This window comes from Streptomyces sp. NBC_00223 (genome assembly GCF_036199905.1).
Lineage (GTDB): Bacteria > Actinomycetota > Actinomycetes > Streptomycetales > Streptomycetaceae > Actinacidiphila.
On the sequence record NZ_CP108109.1, the window covers coordinates 6178719 to 6203417 of the forward strand.

The window sequence follows — 24699 nt, forward strand, 5'->3', positions numbered from 1 at the left end:
ACTTTCGCCAGTGCAGATCATGGTCTTCAGCCCGCTGATCGGGTTGGAAAGGAGGGTCGAGTGTCTTCGACCGAGCTCAGTCACGAGGGTCAGCAGCCGACCGGCGATGTGCGCGTCGAATCGGTCGGACAGACCTTCACTTCGAGCGCGAAAAAAGAGCGGTCCGCGTTCACCGTGTTGCAGGATGTGAATTGTGAGATCGCTTCGAAGCAGTTCGTGTCGATCATCGGACCGAGCGGCTGCGGGAAGACGACCTTGCTGCGTATCATCGCCGGTCTGGTGAGCCCCAGTTCCGGGGCGGTGTACTCGGGCGGTCGGCGGGTGACGGCGCCGAGCAAGTCCAGCGCGATGGTCTTTCAGGACGCCAACCTGATGCCGTGGCGCAACGCGATGTCGAACGTGGAATTCGGCCTTGAGATCCACGGCGTCGGGAAAGCGGAGCGCCGTGTGCGCGCCGAGGAAGCCATGGAACTCGCGGGTCTGAAGGGGTTCGAGAACCACTATCCGGGCCAGCTCTCCGGCGGTATGCGGCAGCGGGTCGGGCTTGCCCGGGCGCTGTGCACCCGCCCCCAACTGCTGCTCATGGACGAGCCTTTCGGCGCGCTCGACATGATGACGCGTGCGGCGATGCAGCAGGAACTGCTGCGCATCTGGGAGGCCGACCGGAAGACCGTGATCTTCGTGACCCACTCGATCGAGGAGGCGGTTCTCCTGTCCGACGCCGTGATCGTGATGGCGGCGCGGCCCGGCCGTATCCACGCGGTCCTCCCGATCGAGCTTCCCCGGCCGCGGGTGTACACGGAGGAACTGGAGACCGGGGAGCAGTTCATCGACTACCGACGCCGGCTTGCCCACCTTCTGGCCGAGTCCGAGGACCGGAGCGGATCGACGAGCCCCACCAGCGGCGGAAGGAACGACAAGTGACCGTGAGCCAGGCCGCCGGGCCCACTTATCAGGAGTCGGTCCCCGACTCCGGCGCCGAGGAGCCGCCGGAGCCGCGCGGACGGCTTGTACTTCCCGGCCCCGTACCCGCGCTCGTCCTGCTGGTCGTGCTGCTCGCCGGCTGGGAGGCCGGCGCCCGGGCGGGCTTCATCAATCCGCTCTTCTTCTCCTCGCCGGAGGCGATCGGCCGGAAAGCGGTCGATGTCTTCATCACCCACCGCACCATTTACCCCGACCTGCTGTTCAGCGGGAGGACCCTGGCGATCGGGTTCCTGTTGTCCGTGGTGATCGGAATTCCGATCGGGCTGGTGATCGGCCGGTACCGGCTGGTGCGCCGGACGGTCGAGCCGTACATCATCGCGCTGTATTCGACGCCCGCCGTGGCTCTGCTGCCCGTGCTGATCCTGATCCTGGGAATCGGCGTCACCTCGAACATCGCCCTGGTGGTACTCGGCGGCGTCTTCCCGATCATCATCAACACCCAGACGGGCGTCCGCGAGGTGGACCGGAATCTGGTGGAGATGGCGAGGTCGTTCACGGCGGGTGAGCGGTTCCTTTTCACCAAGGTCATCCTGCCCGCGGCGGTCCCGTTCGTGATGGCCGGTCTGCGGCTGGGGATCATCCGGGCCCTGACGATGGTGTTCGTCGCCGAACTCTATTCGGCGAACGAAGGCATCGGACACCTCATCGTCCAGGCGGGTTCGCTCTTCGACAGTGCCCTCGTGTACGTGGGTGTGCTCGTCATGACGCTGACCGGTCTTCTGCTGTCGTTCATCGCCGGGCGTCTGGAACGAAAGTTCGCGCCCTGGATCAGTGCCCGCGAGGGCGACTCCCGCGGGGCGTAAGGGAACACCCCGGTCCCCGGAGTTCCTTACTTCACCAGAAAGGCACGCATCACATGACTGGAATTCTCCCTGCCCGAAGACGGAAAGTGCTCGTGGCGCTGACGGCCCTGACGGCCGCGCTGCTCCTGGGCGCGTGCGGCAACTCCTCGTCCGGGTCTTCCCCCGAAGCCTCGGGAAGCGCGGACAAAAACCCGAATCTCGGCACCCTCAAGGTGGCTTTCGCGAGCACACAGGTGGCGCCGGCCAACTTCGTCCAGATCGCCATCGGAGAGGGTTTCTACAAGAAGCTCGGGCTCGATGTCGAGATCAAGGTCCTCAACTCCCCGCAGGCGGCCCAGGCGCTGATCGCGAAGCAGATCGACATCGCGCACGCGGCCTCACCGGGCATCAACGCCGCACTTCAGGGGGCGCCGTTGAAGGCCATCTACACGGGCACACCCCTCGGTCCCTATTGGATCGTCGCCAACCCGGAGATCAAGTCCTACGACGACTTGGCGGGCAAGGTCGTCGGTGTGTACAGCACCACGGGCACTCTGGTCGGTGACACCACCAAGGTGCTCAAGACCCACGGGGTCGACGCCGCCGCGCGGAAGGTCAGTTTCTCGGCCGCGGGCGGCTACAACGACCAGGCAGAGCTCGCGGCGATCGCGAGCGGGGCGTACAACGCCGCCGTCGTGTCCGCGATCGGTGTGATCCAGGCGGAGCAGAAGGGTCTGACGGTCCTCGGCGACTTCGGCGACCTCCCGACCATGGACTGGAGCATCTGGACGACGGATTCCGTACTCAAGGGCCGGTCGGCCGCCGTCGACGCCTTCTTGCAGGGCACGATCGAAGGGGCCAGGGTCTACGTCGACAATCCGAGCCGGGCGCTGCCCTACGTCGCCGCCGGCCTGTCGACCGACGGCAAGCCCGATGCCGCGAGCTCCAGGACGGCCGAGCAGGTGATGGCGAAACTGACGCCGATCCTGACCCCGGACGGTGTTCCTGAGCCGGGCCAGTGGTCGGACGCCGTGGACCGCCGGCGGGCCGCCATTCCGGACTCCAAGAAGTCCGCCACCGACATCGCCGACTGGACGTTCGCCCAGAAGGCCGCCAAAGCCATCGACGACCAGGGCTTCAAGCCGTAGATCGGAGGCCTCCATGCTCAGCGAGGAGAACAACGAACTCCTGACCCGGACCGGGCCGGGCACACCGGGCGGGCGACTGCTCCGCCAGTACTGGCAGCCGATCGCCCTCGGCTCCGAGGTCGGCGCCGGATCGGCCGACCCGGTCCCGCTCACCGTGATGAGCGAGGAACTTGTGCTCTTCCGGGACGAGCACGGTGAACTGGGACTGCTGGGACGCCACTGTCCGCACCGCGGAGCCGACCTCAGCTACGGACGGATCGAGGACGGCGGGCTGCGGTGCATTTACCACGGCTGGCTCTGGGAACGCGGAGGGCGGTGTCTTCAGCAGCCCGGTGAGCCCGCGGGCAGCCGTCTGTTCGAACGGGTCAGGAACACCTCCTACCCGGTGCGGGAGGCCGGTGGTCTCGTCTTCGCCTTCATGGGCGAGGGCGAACCGCCGGAGTTCCCCGGATACGGCTTCATGGCGGCCGACGAGGACCACCTGGCCGTCATGAAGGTCCGTCTCTCGTGCAACTACCTCCAGGCCAACGAGGGCAATCTGGACCCGCAGCACCTGTCGTTCCTCCATGGACGTCTCGACACCTTCGACATCCACCGGGCGGACCCGACACCCTCGATCTACGTCGAACCGTGCGCGTACGGGACGCGCATCATCGCCACCCGTGAGGTCAACGACGCGCTGCTGGTGCGGGTCTCGAACTTCATCACACCGAACGCCAGCTCGTTCCCGACCCCGGCCTGCGAGCCGGGCGGCTATCAACTCCACTGGCACGTGCCGGTCGACGACTCGACCCATGTGAAGTTCGTCGTGCAGTTCACGGTGGGCGCGCCGATCGACCGCGACAGGGCCGTCCGGTTCGACCCCGAGGAGATGAACGGCGACTACTCGCTGAAGCGCACCGCCGCCAACCGCTACCGCCAGGACCGGTCCTCGATGAGCGAGCACTGGTTCGCGGGCCTGGGAAGCAACTTCGAGGTGCACGACGCCTATGCCGTCCAGTCGCAGGGCGTCGTCCAGGCCAGGACGATCGAGCACCTGGGCTCGACCGACAAGGCGGTCATCGCCGCCCGTCGTGTCCTGATCGGACAGGTCCAGGCCATCGTCCGCGGTGAGGCCCCCGAGGTCTGTGCGATTCCGATGTCCGAGCCGCCTTTGACGGCGGCTGTCAATCTCCCCCTCGGGTCCGACTGGCGCGACTGGCTGGCGCGAGCGGTGGACGGCGAGACGGCGACGACGAGCGGCCCTTCGGAGAACGCGCGCTCTTGATCCCCGCCGGGCGGCCTCGCCGTCCGGGGAAAGGAAGATCCGTGGCAACACTTTGCTATGTCGGCTGTATGTCACATTCCCCCTATCTGTTCGAGACTCCCGAGGAGTGGGAGTCCGTCCGCGCCCGCCGCGCGGCGGCCGGCGGCACGGCCCCCGGTTCGGCGATCGACCCGCCCGAGGTGAACCGGGAGAAGCACGCGCGGGTCCTGGCGGCGGTGTCGGCGATGGAGGCCGCTCTCCACGCCGCCGCTCCGGACATCCTGCTGGTGTTCGGTGACGACCAGGGCGAGCAGTTCCACTTCGACAACTTCCCCGCGTTCGCGGTCTTCGTCGGCGAGGAGTACGCGGGCTACAAGGTGTCGCCGTGGCAGAGCATGTACGTGCCCGGCGAGACCCGGGTCCGGGCACCGCGGAACGACGAGACCTGGGTGGACGTGAAGTCCCACGCGCCCTTCGCCCGTCATCTGACGGAGGGCCTGGTGCGGCACAAGTTCGACCTCGCCTTCTCGACCCGCCTGCCCGACCCCGCCGAGGGAATGGGGCACGCGTTCATGCGGCCCTCCTATTTCCTCCGCCCGGGATACGACCTGCCCACCGTGCCGTTCTTCGTCAACTGCTACTTCGAACCGCAGCCCACCGGTGAACGCTGCTACGAACTCGGTGTCGCGGTGCGCCGGCTGATCGAGGAGTGGGACGAGGACCTCCGGATCGCGGTGATCGGCTCCGGCGGCCTGTGGCACACCCCCGGGGCGCCCGACGCCGTCGTCAACGAGCCCTTCGACCGGGCCGTTCTGGACGCCGTCAGCGCGGGTGATCCCCGGGGAATGGCCGCCTGGTTCGACGCCCATCCGGCCGTGGAGTCCTCGGTCGGTCCGCGTACGGGCATGCGAGGCGGCGGCGTCGGCAGCGGAAGCGGGGAGACCAGGAACTGGATCGTCGCCGCGGCCGCGGCGGGCGACCTGGCCGGTGAGGTGCTCGACTACGTGCCGGTTCCGGCCTCTCCTTGCGGCCTCGGCTTCGCGCAGTGGGAAATGGTGTCGAAATGACCACGATCGATGTCCACGGCCACACGGTCGCGCCGCCCGAACTCTACGAACACCAGGCGCGCATCGTCGCGAACCGCGCTCCCATGGGCCGGGCCCGGATTCCGGACGACCTGATCGAGACGCACCTCGACCGGCATGTGGCCCTGCTGGACGGGGCGGGCATCGACGTCCAGTTCATCTCGCCCCGGCCGTACATGATGCTCCACGGTCTGGTGACGGCCGAGTTGTCGCACGTCTGGAACCGGACCGTCAACGACCTGATCGCGCGCCAGGTCGCGATGCGTCCCGAGCGCTTCCGCGGGGTGGCCGGCCTGCCGCAGTTCAGGCTGGACGACCCGAAGGACTGCCTTCCGGAGATCGAGCGGTGCGTCAACGACCTCGGCTTCGTCGGTGTCCTGCTGAACCCGGACCCGATGGAAGGGGACGCACCCGCGCCCCCGGGCCTGGGCGATCCCTTCTGGTACCCGATCTACGAGAAGCTCTGCGAACTGGACGTGCCGGCGCTGGTGCACTCGGCGAGCTGCAGCTCCCAGCGGGAGTTGCACTCGGTGCACTTCGTCAACGAGGAGACCATCGCCGTCGCCCACCTCGCCAAGTCCCGGGTCTTCGAGGACTTCCCGGATCTCAAGCTGGTGATCGGCCACGGCGGCGGCGCGATCCCGTACCAGATCGGGCGTTTCCGCGCACAGTACCTGCGCCGGGGCACCGAGGACATCTTCGTCGACCGTATGCGACGGCTGTACTACGACACCTGTGTGTACTCGGCCGAAGGGCTGGAACTCCTCTTCAAGGTGGTCGGTCCCCGCAACTGCCTGTTCGGCAGCGAACTGCCCGGGAGCGCCTCGGTACTCGACCCGGAACGCGGCGTGCACATGGACATCCTCAAACCGGTCATCGAGAACATTCCGTTCCTCAGCGCCGAGGACCGCGAGCTGGTCTTCGAGGGCAACGCGCGGCGCCTCTACCCGAGGGCCTTCGCGTGAGGCTCCGCGGAGGGAGCCGGTCCGGCCCGGTGACCCGATCGACGACTCAAGGGGAGAGGGTGCCGCGGTGGCCCGGCTGAGCGTCCTGACCCAGATCTCGGCCGACCACTATCTGGCCGGCGCCGACGTGGCCGCCGCGGGCCGGCTGTGGAACTGGAGCGACTCGTGGATGTGGGACGACGACCTGAAGGCGTACGCCGGTGACCTCCTGGCGCGGTCGCACCGCCTGCTGCTCGGCCGGCGCGCGGCCGAGGAGGGATACCTCCGGCATCTGGAGCGGCAGGTGGGCGCCCACGCGGGGGACACGCACTTCGAGTTCGCGCGGCCCGTGACCCGGGCGACGAAGATCGTCGTGGACGGCGGCACGGGCGACGGAGGGCTTCCGCGACCCGGGCGTGACGACATCTCGCACGCCGTGCGCGCGGCCGGGGCCGACGCTCCGGAGGACGAGTCCCTGCTCGCCTTCGGCGACGCGCCGCTGCTCGCCGCACTGCTGGCCGCGGGGCTGGTCGACGAGCTGCTGCTTCTCGTCGATCCGGTCGCCCTGGGCGACGGCGTCCGCTGGCCGCGACGCGACCACGGAAGCCTGGCCGGCCGCCGGGTGGGCGAGCGCACGTTCCCGTGCGGGGTGCTCGTCGTGCGATACGCCCCCGGCCACACTCGCCCGGCGCCCACCCCGGGCCCCTGACAGGGTCGGCGCCGGGGCTCCGCGGGGCCGCCCCGCCCGCACGGTTGGCGGGTTCTATTGATCCCCGCAACACCCTGGAGTTCAGGGAGTTGCGGGGATCGTGGATTTCGAGGTGCTGAAGGCGGTGTTCTTCGAGGCGCTGGACAGGGAGAACGGCAGCATCACCGCTGCGGCTCGTGCAGTGGGAATGAACCGCAGCACGGCGTTCGGGTGGGCACGCCAGGCCGGAATCCGTGGTCTCGGCAGGCCTCGCAGGCCCGGCCACCCCGGTCGGGCGGAGTACGAGCGGCTGCGTGCTGCGGGAGTCCGGCGCCGTGATGCAGCCGCGCAGGCCGGCGTCCATGAGCGCACCGCTGAGGACTGGGACCGCGGTATCCGGCAGATCGGCCACTCGCGCCTGCACCCTGACGGGCGCCGCATCGACTACAAGACCGGTGTGACCAGCATCGCCGCCACCGCTTCGGAGTCGTCCCTCGCAACGGTCGAGGCCGAGCTGCACCCCAGATTCCTCACGGTGACCGAGCGGGAGCTGATCGCCGATCTGCACCGTGAAGGCCGGTCGCTGCGCGCGATCGGACGGGCACTGGGCCGGCCGGCATCCACGGTCAAGCGCGAGATCGACGCCCGGTCGGTCGATGGCTTCTACCGGCCGCACCGGGCCCAGCGGGCATGGGCGAGGAGCCGGTCGCGCCCCAAGGACTCCAAGCTCGCCCAGGACGGCCCGCTCCGCCGGTCCGTCGCGGACAAGCTGCAGGAACAGTGGTCGCCCGAGCAGATCTGTCACGCTCTGGTCATCGAGTTCCCCGACGACGAGAGCATGCGCGTGAGCCCGGAAACGATCTATCAGGCGATCTACGTCCAGGCCCGTGGCGGGCTGCGCCGCGAGGTCGCGGCAGCGCTGCGCACCGGGCGCACTCGCCGCAAGCCGCACCGCAGCCCGGACCGGCGCACGCGCCGGTTCGTCGACGAGATGGTGATGATCTCCGAGCGTCCTGCCGAGGTCGAGGACCGGGCGGTGCCCGGCCACTGGGAGGGCGATCTGATCGTCGGCCCCCGCAGCGAGAGCGCGATCGTCACTTTGGTCGAGCGCTCCACTCGCTACGTCATGCTCGGGCATCTGCCCGGCGGGCATACCGCCGAGGAGGTCCGCGACGTGCTGGTGCCCTTGATCCAGACCCTGCCCGGGCACCTGCGAGGCTCACTGACCTGGGACCAGGGCTGCGAGATGGCCGCGCACAAGCAGTTCACCGTGGCCACGGGAGTGCCGGTCTACTTCTGCGACCCGCACTCACCCTGGCAGCGCGGATCGAACGAGAACACCAACGGCCTGCTACGGCAGTACTTCCCCAAGAGTACCGACCTGTCCGTGCACAACCCCGAAGACCTTGAACACGTCGCCCAGCAACTCAACGGCCGGCCACGCAAAACGCTCGGCTGGAAAACCCCAGCCGAGCGCCTGCGTGATCTACTGACGACCACGTAGACCATCAGGTGTTGCGAGGACCCCAAGAATCCGCCGTTCCCGGTACGGGGCTCCGCGCGCCGTGACCCGCGCGGGGCCGTGCGGGCCGGGGGTCGTCTCGGCCGCGATGCTGCCGCGGGCGGCCCGTCCCGGGCGGCGGGGGGCCGCGGGCCGGGCCTGGTCCCCGGTTGGTGAGGGGCCCGGCGGCGGGCGTTTACGCTTCGGGCGTGAGTACCGATGTGAGCACGCGACCGGCCGAGCCGGAGTTCGTCCTGCCCGAGGGGGCCGCGACCGGGATCGGGTCGATGCCCGGCGGCGACGCGCGCGAGGCCGCGCGCGTGGCCGTGGAGGCGGTCGGCGGTCTGCCGTTCCTGCCCGAACTGCCCGCGCGCGGACCCGGCGCCGACATGATCGGCCGCACCCTGGGGATGCTGGTCGAGCTGTACGCCCGGGTGGAGCCCAGCGGCTGGCGGTTCGGCGACCGGCCGGGCCGCGACACCCGGCGGGCCAGGTCGTGGCTGGGCGAGGACCTGGACGCGCTGGAGGAGTTCACCCAAGGGTACGAGGGCCCGGTCAAGATCCAGGTGGTCGGCCCGTGGACGCTGGCCGCCTCGGTGGAGACCAGGAACGGCGAGCGCGCCCTGCGCGACCCGGGCGCCGTACGGGACCTCGCCGGGTCGCTGGCCGAGGGCGTACGGCTGCACGTCGAGGACGTACGGCGGCGGCTGCCGGGCGCGCGGCCGGTGCTCCAGCTGGACGAGCCGTCGCTGACCGACGTACTGCGCGGGCGGATCGGGACGGCCAGCGGCTACCAGACCTACCGCGCGGTGGACCGCACGCTGGTGGAGTCCACGCTGCGGGAGCTGATCGGGGCCGCCGGCGTACCCGCGATCGCGCACTCGTGCGCCGCCGACGTCCCGTTCGCGCTGCTGCGCCGGGCCGGGGTCGCCGGGATCTCCTTCGACTTCGATCTGCTCACCGAGCGTGACTGGGACGCCTTCGGCGAGGCCGCCGAGGCCGGCACCGCGCTCTTCGCCGGTGTCGTGCCCGGCGTGGCGGACGAATCGCGGGCATTGTCAGACCCTGCCGGTAGCGTCAGTGGTGTTCGGGCGCTGTGGCGCAGGCTGGGGCTGGCACCGGGGGCATTGGGGTCCTCCGTCGCCGTGACCCCGTCGTGCGGTCTGGCGGGGGCCTCACCGGCCTACGCCCGTGCCGCTCTCGTGCACTGCGCGAGGGCCGCACGCTCGCTGGTCGACAACCCGGAGTGAGGAAGGACGCAGCCGTGGCAGCCGTGGAGGACGCAGGTTCCACCGAGATCCCCGCCGAGGCGCGCGAGGAGCACGCGCGCCTGGCCGAGCAGATCGAGGAGCACCGCTTCCGTTACTACGTCAACGACGCCCCCGTCGTCAGCGACGCCGAGTTCGACCGGCTGCTGCGCCGGCTGGAGGCGGTCGAGGAGGAGCACCCGGCGCTGCGCACCCCCGACTCGCCCACCCAGAAGGTCGCGGGGGCGTACGAGACGGAGTTCACCTCTGTACAGCACCGGGAGCGGATGCTGTCGCTGGACAACGCCTTCGCCGACGAGGAGCTGGCGACGTGGGCCGAGCGGGTCGCCGCCGAGCTGGGCCCGCCGGACAACACGCACAGCCCGTACCACTTCCTGTGCGAGCTGAAGGTCGACGGCCTGGCGGTCAACCTCACGTACGAGCGCGGCCGGCTGACCCGCGCGGCCACCCGCGGCGACGGCCGTACCGGCGAGGACATCACGCCCAACGTACGGACGATCGCCGACATCCCGGACCGGCTGGCCGGGGACCGGGTGCCGGAGCTGGTGGAGATCCGCGGCGAGGTCTACTTCCCCGGCGAGAAGTTCGAGGAGCTGAACGAGCGGCTGGTGGAGGGCGGCGACAAGCCGTTCGCCAATCCGCGCAACGCGGCGGCGGGTTCGCTGCGGCAGAAGGACCCGCGGATCACCGCCTCGCGGCCGCTGCGGATGGTCGTGCACGGTATCGGCGCCCGCCAAGGCTTCGACATCGACTGCCAGTCGCACGCCTATGAGCTGCTGCGCGAGTGGGGTCTGCCCACCGCCCGACACAACAAGGTGGTCGACTCCCTCGACGGCGTACGGGAGTTCATCGCCTATTACGGCGAGCACCGGCACGACGTCGAGCACGAGATCGACGGCGTGGTGGTGAAGGTGGACGAGATCCCGCTCCAGGGGCGGCTCGGCTCGACCTCGCGGGCGCCGCGCTGGGCGATCGCCTGGAAGTACGCGCCGGAGGAGGTCAACACCAAGCTGGTCGACATCCGGGTCGGTGTCGGCCGTACCGGCCGGGTGACGCCGTACGCGGTGGTGGAGCCGGTCACCGTCGCGGGCTCCGAGGTGGAGTTCGCCACGCTGCACAACCAGGAGGTCGTCAAGAAGAAGGGCGTCCGGATCGGCGACACCGTGGTGCTGCGCAAGGCCGGCGATGTGATCCCGGAGATCCTCGGGCCGGTCGCCGACCTGCGGGACGGCAGCGAGCGGGAGTTCGTGATGCCGGCCGAGTGCCCGGAGTGCCACACCCCCCTCCAGCCCATGAAGGAGGCGGACATCGACCTGCGCTGCCCCAACGCCCGTTCCTGTCCGGCCCAGTTGCGCGAGCGGCTGTACTACCTGGCCGGCCGCAAGTGCCTGGACATCGAGGCGTTCGGGTATGTGGCGGCCACCGCGCTGACCCAACCGCTGGAGGCCGAGCCGCCGTTGAAGGACGAGGGCGATCTGTTCGACCTGGACATCGAGCAGTTGCTGCCGATCCGCTCCTACGTGCTCGACCAGGACTCCGGTCTGCCCAAGCGCGACCCGGCGACCGGCGAGGAGAAGATCGTCACGTTCTTCGCCAACCAGAAGGGCGAGCCGAAGAAGAACGCGCTGGCCATGCTGGAGAACATCAAGGCGGCCAGGGAGCGGCCGCTGTCCCGGCTGCTGACCGGTCTGTCGATCCGTCATGTCGGCCCGGTCGCCGCCGAGGCGCTGGCCCGCGAGTTCCGCACGCTGGAGCGGATCATGGCGGCCGAGGAGGCCGAGCTGGCCGCGGTCGAGGGCGTCGGGCCCACCATCGCCGCCTCGGTCACGCAGTGGTTCACCGAGGAGTGGCACCGCGAGATCATCCGGAAGTGGCAGGAAGCCGGGGTGACCTTCACCGAGCCGGGCTCGGACGAGGGGCCGAGGCCACTGGAAGGACTCACCGTCGTGGTGACCGGCACCCTGGCCTCCCACACCCGGGACGGCGCCAAGGAGGCCCTGGGCAGCCGGGGCGCGAAGGTCACCGGCTCGGTCTCGAAGAAGACGGACTTCGTGGTGGTCGGCGACAATCCCGGCTCCAAGTACGACAAGGCCGTCTCGCTGAAGGTCCCGGTGCTCGACGAGGACGGTTTCGCGGTCCTGCTCGAACAGGGCGCCGACGCGGCAAGGGAGGTGACGGTGAATCCTCCGGAAACCGACACCGGCACCGAAACCGACACGGACACCGAAACCGACACCGACACCGCCGCCGACAAGGGCACCGACGCCGCCGACGCCGGGGAGGCTTCGGAGAATCCTCCGGAATCCAACACCGAGTCAGTCTGAATAGCCCACAGATGTCACCCGATCAGCCCATATCAGAAGGGGGAGATCCCCCAGGTCGCCTCTGTCAATGGCAGCCGATCGGTGCCCGAGGTGGTGCCTCGCGGCCTACTGTTGAGAAGCGCGCCTGCCGGGCACCAACCTTGCAGCGGCCTCAGCGGTATTGACCGCGGGCACCGGCGCGGTGGACCTGCTTGCTTCACCAGGCTGTGAGAGGGACGGGCATGGAACCGACGGGAAGCGCCGGAGCGGCGCCGCTGCCCCGCAGCCCTGCCGCGTCCGTACCCCCCGCCGAACCACGGCTCGCGGTCGGCCGGGCCGTCACGGGCGCCGCCGCGGTCGCGCTCGTCGCGGGCGTCGTCCGGATGCTCCAGCACGGCCACGCGCTCTTCCCCGGCGGCACCGCCGGCTGGGGCTTCGCCGTCCTCACCGGCATCATCGTCGGCCATCTGGTGGCACTCGGCCGCGACCGCTGGTGGGGCGGCACCGGCTCCGGCGGCGCCCTCACCCTGGCCATGCTGATGCTCTACGGCTGGGTGCCCGCCGTCCTGGTCAGCCTCGCCCTGGTGGTGCTGGTCGGCGCCGCCCGAAGGCACCGCTGGCGGCAGGCCGGGCTGCACGGCGCCATCGACATCCTCGGCATCGGCGCGGGCGCGGTCGTGCTCGCCCTCTTCGGCACCCACCCGTCCGTCGAACACCCCTGGAACCCCGACGGCTGGACGGCGGCCGCCGTGCCCGCCGTCGCCTTCGCCGCCCTGGCCTACCTCGCCGGGACCCGGGCCCTGCTGTGGTGGGTCTTCGCCCCCCGCGGCGGACTGCCCACCGTGGCCCGGACCGCGCTGACCCGGCAGGGCATGGTCGGCGTCGCGCTGCTCGGCATCTCCCCGCTGCTGCTGGTCGTCACCGCCGACCAGCCCGTGCTGCTGCCGCTGTTCGCCGTCCCGCTGATCGCGCTGGACTCCACCTTGTGGATCGCGCACGCCCGCGCCGAGGAGCAGTTGCGCGACCCGCTCACCGGTCTGCCCAACCGCCAGTGGCTGCTGGAGCGCGCCTGGGGCGCCATCGGCGCCGCCCAGGACCGCGGCGAGCGCGTCGGGCTGATCCTCATCGACCTCGACAAGTTCCGTTCCGTCAACGACACTCTCGGCCATCTCGCGGGCGACCGGCTGCTGCTCCAGATCGCCGACCGGCTGCGGCTGGCGCTGCCGCGCGGCGCCGAGGCGGCCCGGCTCGGCGGCGACGAGTTCGCGGTGCTGCTGCCGGGCTGCGACTCGGCCACGCGCGCCCAGCGGGTGGCCCGGGGACTGGTCGCCGAGCTCGGATCACCGATCGGTCTGGACGGACTGACCCTGGTGCTGGAGGCCAGCGCCGGGGTCGCCGTCTTCCCCGACCACGCCGTGGACGCCGAGGGGCTGCTGCGCCGCGCCGACGTGGCGATGTACCAGGCCAAGCGCGACCGCAGCGGGGTCGAGGTCTACGAGGCCACCCGCGACGGCAACACGCCCGACCGGCTCGGCCTGCTCGGCGACCTGCGGCGGGCCCTGGAGGCCGGCGACGTCGAGCTGCACTACCAGCCCAAGGTCCGCTTCGACGGCCAGGTGGCCGGGCTCGAAGCCCTCGTGCGCTGGGTCCACCCCGAGCGCGGCCGGGTCAACCCCGAAGAGTTCATCACCATGGCCGAGACCTCGGGGCTGATGCCGCAGCTCACCGAGTACGTGCTCGACACCGCGCTGGCCCAGGTCGCCCGCTGGCGGCTGATGGGCCTTGAGGTGCCGGTCGCCGTCAACGTCTCGCCGCGCGACGTGCACAGCCCCGGCTTCGCGGGCGCCGTCGCGGCCCGGCTGGCCCGCCACCAGGTGCCGCCCGGGTCGCTGCAACTGGAGATAACCGAGCATGTGTTGCTGGAGGACCCGCAGCGGGCCGCCGACACGCTCAACGGGCTGACCGGGCACGGCGTCAAGATGTCGCTCGACGACTTCGGCACCGGCTACTCCTCGCTGGTGCACCTGCGGCGGCTGCCCGTCAGCGAGCTGAAGATCGACCGCTCGTTCGTGGCCCGGCTGGTGGTGGACACCGAGGACGCCGAGATCGTCCGCTGCACGGTGGACCTCGCGCACTCCCTCGGGCTGCTGGTCGTCGCCGAGGGCGTCGAGGACGACGAGACCTGGGAGCGGCTGCGGGACCTGCGCTGCGACGCCGTCCAGGGCTGGCTGGTCGCCGCCGCGATGCCCGCCGACGAGACCACGAACTGGCTGCTGGCCCGCGGTGAGCACGGCTGGCAGCGCCCGGCCCGCAACCGCGCCCCCGTCGCCGCGCCCCCGCCGGTGTCCGCCGTCGCCGCCCGTCAGGTCGCCGCCTCCGGGCGGGCCGTCGGCCAGGGCCCGCAGCCCCGCTCGCAGTCTGTCGCCCCGGCCGTCTCCGCCGCCGCGGCGGCTCCCGAGCCCGAGCCGCAGCACGCCCCGGTCGCCGACGCGGCCGAGTCCCCGGGGCAGGCCGTCACCCAGCCCTGAGGGCCGTCACCCTCCCCGGGGGCAACCGTTTCGCCCCGGGCCGCCGCGCCCCCATAGGATTGGGGCCACAGACCACATCTCACCCCCCAGAGGAACGCTGCATGCCTGGCATCACGCGCGAGGAGGTCGCCCACCTCGGCCGGCTGGCACGTCTGGAGCTGTCCGGCGACGAGTTGGACCACTTCGCCGGACAGCTCGACGACATCATCGGCGCCGTAGCCCGCGTCTCCGAGGTGGCCGGCGAGGACGTCCCGCCGACCTCCCACCCGCTGCCCCTGACCAATGTCATGCGGCCGGACACCGTCCGGCCGTCCCTGACCCCGGCCCAGGCCCTGTCGGGAGCCCCCGCGCAGGAGCAGCAGCGCTTCAAGGTGCCGCAGATCCTGGGGGAGGACTGACCGCCATGACCGACATCATCAGGCTCACCGCCGCACAGACCGCCGAGAAGATCGCCTCGGGCGAACTCACCGCGGTCGAGGTCACCGAAGCCCATCTGGCCCGGATCGAGGCCGTGGACGAGAAGGTGCACGCCTATCTGCACGTGGACCGCGAAGGCGCGCTGGCCCAGGCCCGCGCGGTCGACGCCAAGCGTGCCGCCGGCGAGCCGCTCGGCCCGCTGGCCGGCGTCCCGCTCGCGCTCAAGGACATCTTCACCACCGAGGGCGTGCCGACCACGGTCGGCTCCAAGATCCTCGAAGGCTGGATCCCGCCCTACGACGCCACCGTCACCAAGCGTCTCAAGGCCGCCGACGTGGTGATCCTCGGCAAGACCAACATGGACGAGTTCGCCATGGGGTCCTCCACCGAGAACAGCGCGTACGGCCCCACCGGCAACCCCTGGGACCTGACCCGTATCCCCGGCGGCTCCGGCGGCGGCAGCGCCGCGGCGCTCGCGTCGTACCAGGCGCCGCTGGCCATCGGAACCGACACCGGCGGCTCCATCCGGCAGCCCGCCGCCGTCACCGCGACCGTCGGCGTCAAGCCGACCTACGGCGGGGTCTCCCGCTACGGCATGGTCGCCTTCTCCTCCTCCCTCGACCAGGGCGGCCCCTGCGCCCGTACGGTGCTCGACGCCGCCCTGCTGCACGAGGTCATCGCGGGCCACGACCCGATGGACTCCACCTCCATCGACGCCCCGGTCCCGCCGGTCGTCGAGGCGGCCCGCAGCGGTGACGTCAAGGGCCTGCGGGTCGGCGTCGTCAAGGAGTTCGGCGGCGAGGGCTACCAGGCCGGTGTCGTGCAGCGCTTCAACGAGGCCGTCGAGCTGCTGCGCGAGCTGGGCGCGGAGATCGTGGAGCTGTCCTGCCCGTCCTTCACCTACGCCCTGGCCGCCTACTACCTGATCGCCCCCTCGGAGTGCTCCAGCAACCTGGCCCGCTTCGACGCCATGCGCTACGGGCTGCGGGTCGGCGACGACGGCACCAGGTCGGCGGAGGACGTCACCGGGCTCACCCGCGAGGCCGGATTCGGCCCCGAGGTCAAGCGCCGGATCATCCTGGGCACCTACGCGCTCAGCTCCGGCTACTACGACGCGTACTACGGCTCGGCGCAGAAGGTCCGCACACTGATCACCCGGGACTTCGAGAAGGCGTTCGAGCAGGTCGACGTCGTCGTGTCGCCGACCACGCCCACCACGGCATTTCCCATCGGTGAGCGGGCAGACGACCCACTGGCGATGTATCTCGCCGACCTGTGCACCATCCCGGTCAACCTGGCGGGGAACGCGGCGATGTCGCTGCCCTGCGGCCTCGCGCCGGAGGATGGTCTGCCGGTGGGTCTGCAGATCATCGCGCCCGCGCTCAAGGACGACCGGCTCTACCGGGTCGGCGCCGCCGTCGAGGCCGCCTTCGTACAGAAGTGGGGCCACCCGCTGCTAGAGGAGGCACCCCAGCTGTGAGCACCGCGCACACCGCCGAGAGGCACACCGCCGAGAAGAAGAGCGCCATCAAGAAGGCCAAGGGCTTCAAGAAGACCAGGCCCGGCACCTATCTGGCCATCGGGACCTCGCTGTTCAGCGCCTTCAACAACATCAAGAGGGCACGTACCGCGCGTGGCGAGAGCGACACGCTCAAGCTCGTCGACGCCGTCGTCAGCGCCGCCGCCATCGCCACCGGTGTCGCCCTGCTCGTCCGCGAGCTGCGCCGGATGAACGACGACGACATCCTGACGGACTGACCTGACGGAGTGAGAGGTAGAGGGAAAAAGTGACCGTCACGGATCTGCTGTCCTACGAGGACGCGCTGGCGTCGTACGACCCGGTGATGGGCCTTGAGGTCCATGTGGAGCTGGGCACGAGGACGAAGATGTTCTGCGGCTGCTCCACCGAGCTGGGCGCCGAGCCCAACTCGCAGACCTGCCCCACGTGTCTGGGCCTGCCCGGCGCGCTGCCGGTGGTCAACGAGATCGGCGTGGAGTCCGCCGTCAAGATCGGCCTCGCCCTGAACTGCGAGATCGCCGAGTGGTGCCGGTTCGCCAGGAAGAACTACTTCTACCCGGACATGCCGAAGAACTTCCAGACCTCGCAGTACGACGAGCCGATCGCCTTCAACGGCTATCTGGACGTCCAGCTGGAGGACGGCGAGGTCTTCCGGGTGCTGATCGAGCGCGCCCACATGGAGGAGGACACCGGCAAGTCCACCCACATCGGCGGCGCCACCGGCCGTATCCACGGCGCCTCGCACTCGCTGCTCGACTACAACCGGGCCGGCATCCCGCTGATCGAGATCGTCACCAAGCCGATCGAGGGCGCGGGCGCACGGGCCCCCGAGGTCGCCAAGGCGTACGTCGCCGAGCTGCGCGAGCTGATCAAGGCGCTGGGTGTGTCCGAGGCCCGGATGGAAATGGGCCAGATGCGCTGCGACGTCAACCTGTCGCTGCGCCCGTACGGCCGGGAGAAGTTCGGCACCCGCAGCGAGACCAAGAACGTCAACTCGCTGCGCAGTGTGGAGCGCGCCGCCCGGTTCGAGATCCAGCGGCACGCCGCGGTGCTCTCCTCCGGCGGCACGATCCTCCAGGAGACCCGGCACTTCCACGAGGAGGACGGCTCCACCACCTCCGGCCGGATCAAGGAGGAGGCCGAGGACTACCGCTACTTCCCCGAGCCCGACCTCGTGCCGGTCGCCCCGGCCCGCGCCTGGGTCGAGGAGCTGCGGGCCACGCTGCCCGAGCTGCCGCTGGCCCGTCGCAAGCGGCTCAAGGAGGACTGGGGCATCTCCGACTTCGAGATGCAGTCCGCCCTCAACGCGGGCGCGATCGATCTGATCGTCGCCACCATCGACGAGGGCGCGGACGCCGCGTCCGCCCGCAAGTGGTGGATGGGCGAGCTGGCCCGGCACGCCAACGAGAGCGGTACGGAGCTGGCCGAGGTGGCGATCACCCCGGCGCAGGTGGCCAGGGTCGCCGCCCTGGTGGCCGCAGGCGACCTCAACGACAAGCTGGCCCGTCAGGTCATCGAGGGCGTCCTCGCGGGCGAGGGCGAGCCGGACGCGGTCGTGGAGAAGCGCGGGCTCAAGGTCGTCTCCGACGACGGCGCGCTCGGCGCGGCCGTCGACCAGGCGATCGAGGCCAACGCGGCCGTCGCCGACAAGATCCGCGGCGGCAACCTCGCGGCGGCCGGCGCCCTGATCGGCGCGGTCATGAAGCTCACCCGCGGGCAGGCGGACGCCAAGCGGGTCCGCGAACTCGTCCTGGAGAAGCTGGGCGTCCAGGGCTGAGTCCCTTACGGGACCGAGCGGTTGAACGCCTGAGGGCGGCACCCCCCACGGGGGCGCCGCCCTCAGGCGTTGTCCGGGTGCTCAGTGCTCAGTGCTTAATGCTCAGTGCACGAGCGTCGGGTCGGCCAGGACGCCGGTGCCGCAGCCCTCGCCGTTGTCGTTGACCGCCCACTCCACGCGCAGCCGCAGCGCCCCGGCCACGTCGAAGCTCTTCTGGGCCGGCTTGCCCAGGGTGACCTGGCTGTGGAAGCGCTGGTTGCCGTCGGCGCTGATGGTGAACATCACCGGCAGGTTCTTGCCGTTGTCGTCCACCCCGAGCGTGACGTCGAACTTCGACCAGTGGCGGCCGAGGTTGTACTCGGCGTAGCCGCCGTCGCACCAGTGGCTGGTGATCAGGGCGTCGTAGTACTGCTTCCCGTTGACCTGCGCGTTGGCCTTCGACAGCGAGTCGTCGTCGTCCGCGGGGGTCTCCGTGGTGAGCGCCTCGGTGTCGCCGGGGCTCAGCGTCGCCGGGTCGCCGGGGGTCTCGTCGCCCGACGGGTCGTCCGTCGGGTCGTCCGTCGGGTCGTCCGTCGCGGGGTCGGTCGACGGGTCGTCGGCGGGCGGCTCGGTGGTGGCCGTGGTCGGCGGGTCGGTCGTCGGGGTCGTCGTCGTGGTGTGCGACTGCGACGCGCTGTCGTCGCTCTTGCCGCCGCCCCCCGACAGCACCACGCCCGCGTACGCCCCGCCGCCGATCAGCAGCAGGGCCACCACGGCGGCCAGGATGATCCGCGGCTTGCGGCTGCGGCGCTTCCCGCCGTCGTCGCCGCCGCCGCCACCCGTCGTACCGGCAGGGCCGGACCGGTCGGGCGGGGCGGCCGCGCCGAGTACGACCGTCGGCCGGGTGTCGTACGCGGACTCGGCCGGCTCGGGGAGCACGGCCGTGGCGGGCTCGGCGGCCGGCGCGGGCTCGGCGTGCGTCAGCGGGGCCGTGGACGCGGGTGCGGGCGGCTCCTCGGCCACCGGCGGCTGTACGGGCGGGAGCTGCGCGGGCGGCTGCTGGACCACGGGCGGCTGGACCGGCGGGAGATACGCCGGCGGCGGGGTGTGGACCGGCGGGTTGTACGCCGGGTGCGGCGGCGTCTGTGGCGGGGTCTGCGGCGCCGGCGGCAGCACCGGGTCCGCCGTGGTCGGGCCCGCGCCCGGCGCGTGCGCGGGCGGCGGAGGTACGGCGGCGGCCGCGGGCAGCGGCGGCAGCACCGGCGGGCGGGTCGTGGTGGAGATCACCGCGGGCCGCAGCTCCCGTACCCACGCCGACAGCGACTCAGGGCGGTCGGCCGGGTCGTTCGCGAAGATCGTGGCGATCTTCGCGGCCTTCTCCGGGCCGAGCGCGACCAGTTCGGGCAGATCGAGCAGCGACGCCCGCAGCGTCTCCGGCATGGTCGCCGGGGACACCCCGCTGAGCAGGAAGTACGCGATGGCCCCGAAGGCGTACCGGTCGGTGGCCGGGCTGCGCTTGCCCTCGAAGACCTCGGGCGCGGCGAAGCCGGGTGTGAACCAGACCTCGGCGGTCTGGTGGTCGGCGGTGAGCTTGCTCAGGCCGAAGTCGACCAGGGTGGCCTGGCCGTTCGCGTCGATCATGACGTTGCCGGGGGAGAGGTCGCCGTGCACGACCGTACGTCCCGAGGGGGTGGCCGTACCGCTGTGCAGCCAGTCCAGGACGTCGGCGAGCTGTTCGAGGCAGCGCACCGCCTCGCGGCGCTCGGCCGGGGTGGCGAGACTCCGCTCGGCCCGCCAGTCGCGGAGGTCGAGGCCCTCGACGTGGTTCATCACCAGGTAGAGCGCCCGGCCGCCGCCGTCCGCGGTCTGCCCGCCCGGGTGCGCCGAGGCCCCCTCGAAGTGCTCCCTGATGCCGACGACCCCGAGGCGGTGCACAAAGCGCAGCAGCTCCGCCTGCTCACGCCACTTGGTGCTGATCTTCGAGAACAGCTCCTGCGACAGGGTCTGCCGCGCGTCCAGCACCTTCACGACGACCGGTTCGGTCGCCCCGCTCAGTTCCAGCTCCGCCAGATAGAGGACGGCCTCGCCGCCGCGTCCGATCGACCGGAGCAACCGGTAGCGATCGGGGGCGTCGTCGGGACCTATGTAGAGACCGGTGTCCACGTGCGCTTACTTCCCTCCCCTACGCCCTGGCCGGTTGACCCAATACACCGGAATCCAGGGGGTGTTCAGGGTCCCGCGACGGTCGACAACGGGTCAAGCGGAGTTGCCCGCCCGTAACACGCGGGTGACGGGAACGGGGCGGGATCGGGATGGGCGTGGGGCCCGGGTGGACGGAGGTGCGGCGGGGGCGCGCGTCCGGACGCCTCCCCCGCGCGGCTGAGTGCGGCGCGGGTCCGTCTGAGGGGGGCGTAGGGCCCGCCTAAGGCCCCCGGTGGCTGAATGAGGCCCCCGCCTAAGTACCTGCCGGACCCGAAGTTCGGGAAGGTGCCCGATGTGGCGGACCCCCCTTGGAGACGAAGCTGAGTACCGGACAACGACGGTCACAACCAAGGAGACAACACGATGTTCGCCTACGAACTGCACCAGGCACGGCAGAACGAACTCCAGCACCGCGCCGAGAAGTGGCGGCTGGCCAGGGACGCCAAGGCGGCCCGTACCGGCGAGCGCCGCGCGGCCCGCCGTACCGGATCGCGCGGGACGGCCCGCACCGGGGAAGAGGCCGAGGGCGCGCCTTCCCCGTCCTCCTCCCCGGCGCCGTCCCGCGGCGGCGTCCTCGGCCTGCTCCACCGCGGGCCGCGCCCGCACCGCGCGGTATGACCGCCCAGGTAATCGGTGTCGCGCCGCGGGCTTGGCGTGAAATGCTCGACGGTGTGCAGACCCAGTCGCTCAGCCCCCGGTTCATCGGCCGCGACGCCGAGCTGACCAGGCTGGCCGGCGCGCTGGCCGCCGCCCACGGCGGCGAGCCGCAGGCGGTGCTGATCGGCGGCGAGGCGGGGGTCGGCAAGACCCGGCTGACCGAGGAGTTCCTGACCGCGGCACGCGCTTCCGGCGCCGTGACCGCGGTCGGCGGCTGTGTGGAGATCGGGGCGGAGGGGCTGCCGTTCGCCCCGATCTCCACCGCGCTGCGCGATCTGTACCGCACGCTCGGCGCCGAGCTGACCGCCGCGGTGGCCGGGCAGGAGGCCGAGCTGGCCCGGCTGCTGCCCGAACTCGGCGAGCCCGGCGGCGCCCGCCGCGACCCGCACGACGAGGACGGCCGGGTCCGCCTCTTCGAGCTCACCACCCGTCTGCTGGAACGGCTCGGCGCCGACCGTACGCTCGTCGTGGTCGTCGAGGACCTGCACTGGGCCGACCGCTCCACCCGCGAACTGCTCGCGTACCTCTTCCGCTCGCTCCAGCGCTCCCGGGTGATGGTCGTGGCCACCTACCGCGCCGACGACATCCACCGCAGGCACCCGCTGCGCCCCTTCCTCGCCGAGACCGACCGGCTGCGGACCGTCGAGCGGATCGAGCTGAGGCGTTTCAACCACGAGGAGGTACGGCGCCAGCTCGCGTCGATCTTCGCCGTCGAGCCCGAGGCCGGCGTCGTGGACCAGGTCTTCGGCCGCTCCGACGGCAACCCCTTCTTCGTCGAGGAACTGGCGTGCAGCATCCGCGGCGGGTGCAGCACCGGACTCAGCGAGTCGCTGCGGGACCTGCTGCTGGTCCGGGTCGAGGCGCTGTCCGAGGACGCCCAGCGGGTGGCGAAGTTCGTCGCCGAGGGCGGCAACGCGGTGGAGTACCGGCTGCTCGCGGCCATCACCGGGCTCGGCGAGGACGATCTGCTCGACGCGCTGCGCAGCGCCGTCGGCGCGAATATCCTGCTGCCCACCGACAGCGGCGACGGCTACCGCTTCCGGCACTCGCTGGTCCGCGAGGCCGTCGGCGACGACCTGCTGCCCGGCGAGCGCAGCCGGATCAACCGCCGCTACGCCCAGGCGGTCGAGGCGGACCCCACGCTGGTCCGCGCCGACGAGCGGGCCGCGCGGCTGGCCAGCTACTGGTACGCCGCGCACGACCCCGCCAAGGCGCTGCCCGCCGTGCTGCGCGCCGCCGTCGAGGCCAGGCGCCGGCACGCGTACTCCGAGCAGTACCGGCTGCTGGACCGCGCGCTCGAACTGTGGGACGACACGCCGGAGGACGTACGGGCCGGGCTGCGGCCGGCGGACTACGCCGAGGCGTATCCGCCCCTGGCCTTCGGCATGGGGAACCCCAGTGGTTGCGACCCCGAGACGCCGCTGAGGTTTCTCGACCTGCTGGCCGAGGTCACCGTCGCCGCCCGGCTCAGCGGCGAGCGCGAACGCTCCTACGCCATGGCCAGGCGCGCGCTGCGGCTGATGGAACGCGACGGCGAGCAGGACGGGCTGCGGGCCGCCTGGTTCTGGTCCCAGCGGTCCCGGCTCACCGAGGACCTCGGGCGCGGTGACGGCTGGGAGGAGCTGTCGCGGGCCCGTGAGCTGGTGCGCGGACAGCCGCCGTCCGCCGCGCACGCGGAGGTGCTGTCGCTGATCGCGGGCTGGATCATGGTGCACAAGTCCGGCGCCGAGGGGATCGCCATCGCCGGGCGCGCCGCGGAGTACGCCCGCAAGTCCGGCGCCCGCGACACCGAACTCCAGGCCCGGGTGGCCCTCGGCGTCCTCCAGGCGGACTCCGGCGACGTAGAAGGCGGGCTCGCGGAGATGGAGGAGGTACGGCGGCTGGTCAGCGATCAGCCGTCGCCCGGCATCATCGCGCGGACGTACGGCAATCTGTCCTCCGTACTGGAGGGCGCCGGGCGCTCGGCGGAGGCGATACGGCGGGCCCGGGAGGGCCGGACGCTCATCGGGGGGAAGGTCGCCAACGCCACGGGGGCGTGGCTGCTCACCAACGAGGGCGAGTCGCTGCTCGCGATGGGCCGCTACGCCGAGGCCGCGGAGCCGCTGGCGGAGGCGCTGCGGATGGGACTCGCGTCGTCGTATCTGCGGGCCGGCATCGAGATGCACCAGGGCTTCATGGCGCTGGCGCTCGGCGACATCGAGGCGGCGCGGCGGTATCTCGCGGGCGCGACGGAGGGACTGCGGCACGACACGCAGCCGCAGCACCTGATTCCGCTGCGGATGCTGGCGCTGCGGCTCGCGGTGGCGGAGGAGCGGTACGCGGACGCGCGGCGGGAGTTGCTGACCGGGATCGACGCGGGGTTCCCGCCGGGGACGACACGGTTCACCTGGCCGATGCTGGCGATCGGCGCGGCGGCGGAGGCGGACGGCGGTACGGGGTCGGTGGCCGAGCGGATCCGGGCCGCCGCACGGGAGTTGCCGCGGCCGACGTCGTTGACGGAGGCGTACGCGCTGCTCGTCGAGGCGGAGCTGGCCCGGGCGGAGGGGCGGGCCGAGGACGGGCTGTGGGCGGCGGCGGAGGCGGCGTTCGCCCGGCAGGAGCGGCCGGTGGAGCTGGCGGAGATCCGCTTCCGGCGGGCGGAGGCGCTGCTGGCGGCCGGGGGGCCCGAGGCGAGGGAGGCGGCGGCGCGGCTGCTGGCGCCTGCGCTGGCGGCGGCCGAGGAGGCGGGGGCGCGGGTGCTGGTGGAGCGGATCACCGCGGTGGGGCAGCGGGCGCGGCTACGGGTGTCGGGTCCTGCGGACCCGGTCGAGTCGCTGGGGCTGACCGCGCGCGAACGTGACGTTCTCCGGCTGGTCGCCGAGGGACGCACGAACCGGCAGATCGCGGAGGCGCTCTTCATCTCGCCCAAGACGGCGAGTGTCCACGTCTCCAACATCCTCGCCAAGCTCTCCGTCGCCACGAGAGGCGAAGCCGCGGCCCTCTCCCACCGCCTCCACCTCTTCCCCCCACCCCCCTAACCCCCAGCGGGGGTGCGCCTGGCCACCGACCTGCGGGGCCAGGGCTTTTGGGGGCGCTGGGGGTACCCCCGGGCGGTCCCTGGGGGCGCGAGGAACTGCGCGAGCAACCCCGGCCGGGGCGCGGTCGATCACGGACCTGCGGGGGCAGGGCTTTTGGGGGCGCTGGGGGTACCCCCGGGCGAAGCCTGGGGGAGGAACTGCGCGGGCAACCCCGGCGGGGGTGCGGCCGATCACGGACCTGCGGGGGCAGGGCGCTTGGGGGCGCGAGGAACTGCGCGGGCAACCCCGTGCCGGGGCGCGGGTCGGTGTCGGCCGCAACCAGCCGGTTGGTGCCGTGCCGCCCGCAAGGGCGTTTTGGCACCGCCGTCCCGCGCTCGTGGACTTCCCGCCGTCGCGGCGGAAACAAGAACGGGCGTCGGCTCCCTGGACCCACGCAATGCGCGTCCACCCCCGGCGAAGCCGACCCTTCGGGGCGCTGGGGGTACCCCCGGGCAGAGCCTGGGGGCGCGAGGAACTGCGCGGGCAACCCCGGCGGGGGTGCGCCTGGCCACCGACCTGCGGGGGCAGGGCTTTTGGGGGCGCTGGGGGTACCCCCGGGCGGAGCCTGGGGGCGCGAGGAACTGCGCGGGTAACCCCGGCGGGGGTGCGGCCGAT

General features: G+C 71.6%; 18 protein-coding genes. 17 read left to right on the forward strand and 1 reads right to left on the reverse strand.

From position 1 onward, the window contains the following. Nucleotides 1–60: 60 nt before the first annotated feature. From OHA30_RS26445 to gatB, 15 genes are all read left to right on the forward strand, one after another. A complete protein-coding gene (locus OHA30_RS26445; protein ID WP_328916376.1) occupies nucleotides 61–924 on the forward strand; it encodes an ABC transporter ATP-binding protein in 864 nt (287 codons plus the stop codon). Further along, nucleotides 921–1787 carry an ABC transporter permease gene (locus tag OHA30_RS26450; protein WP_328916377.1) on the forward strand — a complete coding sequence of 289 codons (867 nt, stop codon included), beginning with the start codon at nucleotides 921–923 and terminating at the stop codon, nucleotides 1785–1787. Before OHA30_RS26445 ends, OHA30_RS26450 begins: the two co-directional genes overlap by 4 nt. 92 nt (nucleotides 1788–1879) lie before the next feature. Further along, entirely contained in the window at nucleotides 1880–2914 is a 1035-nt protein-coding gene (locus OHA30_RS26455) for an ABC transporter substrate-binding protein (protein WP_328916378.1), read from the forward strand. 13 nt (nucleotides 2915–2927) lie between these two features. Beyond that, nucleotides 2928–4181 (forward strand): Rieske 2Fe-2S domain-containing protein, encoded by a 1254-nt coding sequence (locus OHA30_RS26460; protein ID WP_328916379.1) that lies wholly within the window; start codon nucleotides 2928–2930, stop codon nucleotides 4179–4181. A 68-nt stretch (nucleotides 4182–4249) separates the two neighbouring features. Next, nucleotides 4250–5227 (forward strand): hypothetical protein, encoded by a 978-nt coding sequence (locus tag OHA30_RS26465; protein WP_328916380.1) that lies wholly within the window; start codon nucleotides 4250–4252, stop codon nucleotides 5225–5227. After that, entirely contained in the window at nucleotides 5224–6210 is a 987-nt protein-coding gene (locus tag OHA30_RS26470) for an amidohydrolase family protein (protein WP_328916381.1), read from the forward strand. Before OHA30_RS26465 ends, OHA30_RS26470 begins: the two co-directional genes overlap by 4 nt. Nucleotides 6211–6277: 67 nt before the next feature. Then, complete coding sequence (locus OHA30_RS26475) at nucleotides 6278–6898, forward strand: dihydrofolate reductase family protein (RefSeq protein WP_328916382.1); 621 nt, start codon at nucleotides 6278–6280, stop codon at nucleotides 6896–6898. 100 nt (nucleotides 6899–6998) lie between these two features. Continuing rightward, nucleotides 6999–8381 (forward strand): IS30 family transposase, encoded by a 1383-nt coding sequence (locus OHA30_RS26480; protein ID WP_443045099.1) that lies wholly within the window; start codon nucleotides 6999–7001, stop codon nucleotides 8379–8381. A gap of 284 nt (nucleotides 8382–8665) precedes the next feature. Next, the gene (locus OHA30_RS26485; RefSeq protein WP_405786051.1) at nucleotides 8666–9628 is read left to right on the forward strand and encodes a methionine synthase; all 963 of its coding nucleotides are present in this window, start codon (nucleotides 8666–8668) and stop codon (nucleotides 9626–9628) included. 23 nt (nucleotides 9629–9651) lie between these two features. Further along, nucleotides 9652–11970, forward strand: coding sequence for an NAD-dependent DNA ligase LigA (gene ligA / locus OHA30_RS26490; RefSeq protein ID WP_405786050.1), 2319 nt, complete (start codon nucleotides 9652–9654; stop codon nucleotides 11968–11970). A 221-nt stretch (nucleotides 11971–12191) separates the two neighbouring features. After that, complete coding sequence (locus tag OHA30_RS26495) at nucleotides 12192–14477, forward strand: putative bifunctional diguanylate cyclase/phosphodiesterase (RefSeq protein ID WP_328916385.1); 2286 nt, start codon at nucleotides 12192–12194, stop codon at nucleotides 14475–14477. 101 nt (nucleotides 14478–14578) lie between these two features. Continuing rightward, nucleotides 14579–14875: an Asp-tRNA(Asn)/Glu-tRNA(Gln) amidotransferase subunit GatC gene (gene gatC, locus OHA30_RS26500; protein ID WP_328916386.1), complete on the forward strand. Its 297-nt coding sequence runs from the start codon at nucleotides 14579–14581 to the stop codon at nucleotides 14873–14875. Nucleotides 14876–14880: 5 nt separating this feature from the next. Further along, complete coding sequence (gene gatA / locus OHA30_RS26505; protein WP_328916387.1) at nucleotides 14881–16374, forward strand: Asp-tRNA(Asn)/Glu-tRNA(Gln) amidotransferase subunit GatA; 1494 nt, start codon at nucleotides 14881–14883, stop codon at nucleotides 16372–16374. Next, on the forward strand, nucleotides 16371–16652 hold the full coding sequence (locus tag OHA30_RS26510) for a hypothetical protein (protein WP_328916388.1): 282 nt from the start codon (nucleotides 16371–16373) through the stop codon (nucleotides 16650–16652). Before gatA ends, OHA30_RS26510 begins: the two co-directional genes overlap by 4 nt. A 29-nt stretch (nucleotides 16653–16681) precedes the next feature. Then, nucleotides 16682–18190, forward strand: a complete 1509-nt coding sequence (gene gatB / locus OHA30_RS26515) for an Asp-tRNA(Asn)/Glu-tRNA(Gln) amidotransferase subunit GatB (RefSeq protein WP_328916389.1) — start codon at nucleotides 16682–16684, stop codon at nucleotides 18188–18190. 102 nt (nucleotides 18191–18292) lie between these two features. Here the strand turns inward: gatB and OHA30_RS26520 are convergent, their stop codons facing one another. Continuing rightward, complete coding sequence (locus OHA30_RS26520) at nucleotides 18293–20332, reverse strand: protein kinase domain-containing protein (RefSeq protein ID WP_328916390.1); 2040 nt, start codon at nucleotides 20330–20332, stop codon at nucleotides 18293–18295. 402 nt (nucleotides 20333–20734) lie between these two features. On the opposite strand from OHA30_RS26520, the gene OHA30_RS26525 reads away from it, so the two are divergent. Both OHA30_RS26525 and OHA30_RS26530 read left to right on the forward strand, forming a co-directional pair. Continuing rightward, the gene (locus OHA30_RS26525) at nucleotides 20735–20989 is read left to right on the forward strand and encodes a hypothetical protein (RefSeq protein WP_328916391.1); all 255 of its coding nucleotides are present in this window, start codon (nucleotides 20735–20737) and stop codon (nucleotides 20987–20989) included. Continuing rightward, entirely contained in the window at nucleotides 20986–24045 is a 3060-nt protein-coding gene (locus tag OHA30_RS26530) for a helix-turn-helix transcriptional regulator (protein ID WP_328916392.1), read from the forward strand. The genes OHA30_RS26525 and OHA30_RS26530 overlap by 4 nt, the downstream gene beginning before the upstream one ends. The last annotated feature ends 654 nt before the right edge of the window (nucleotides 24046–24699 follow it).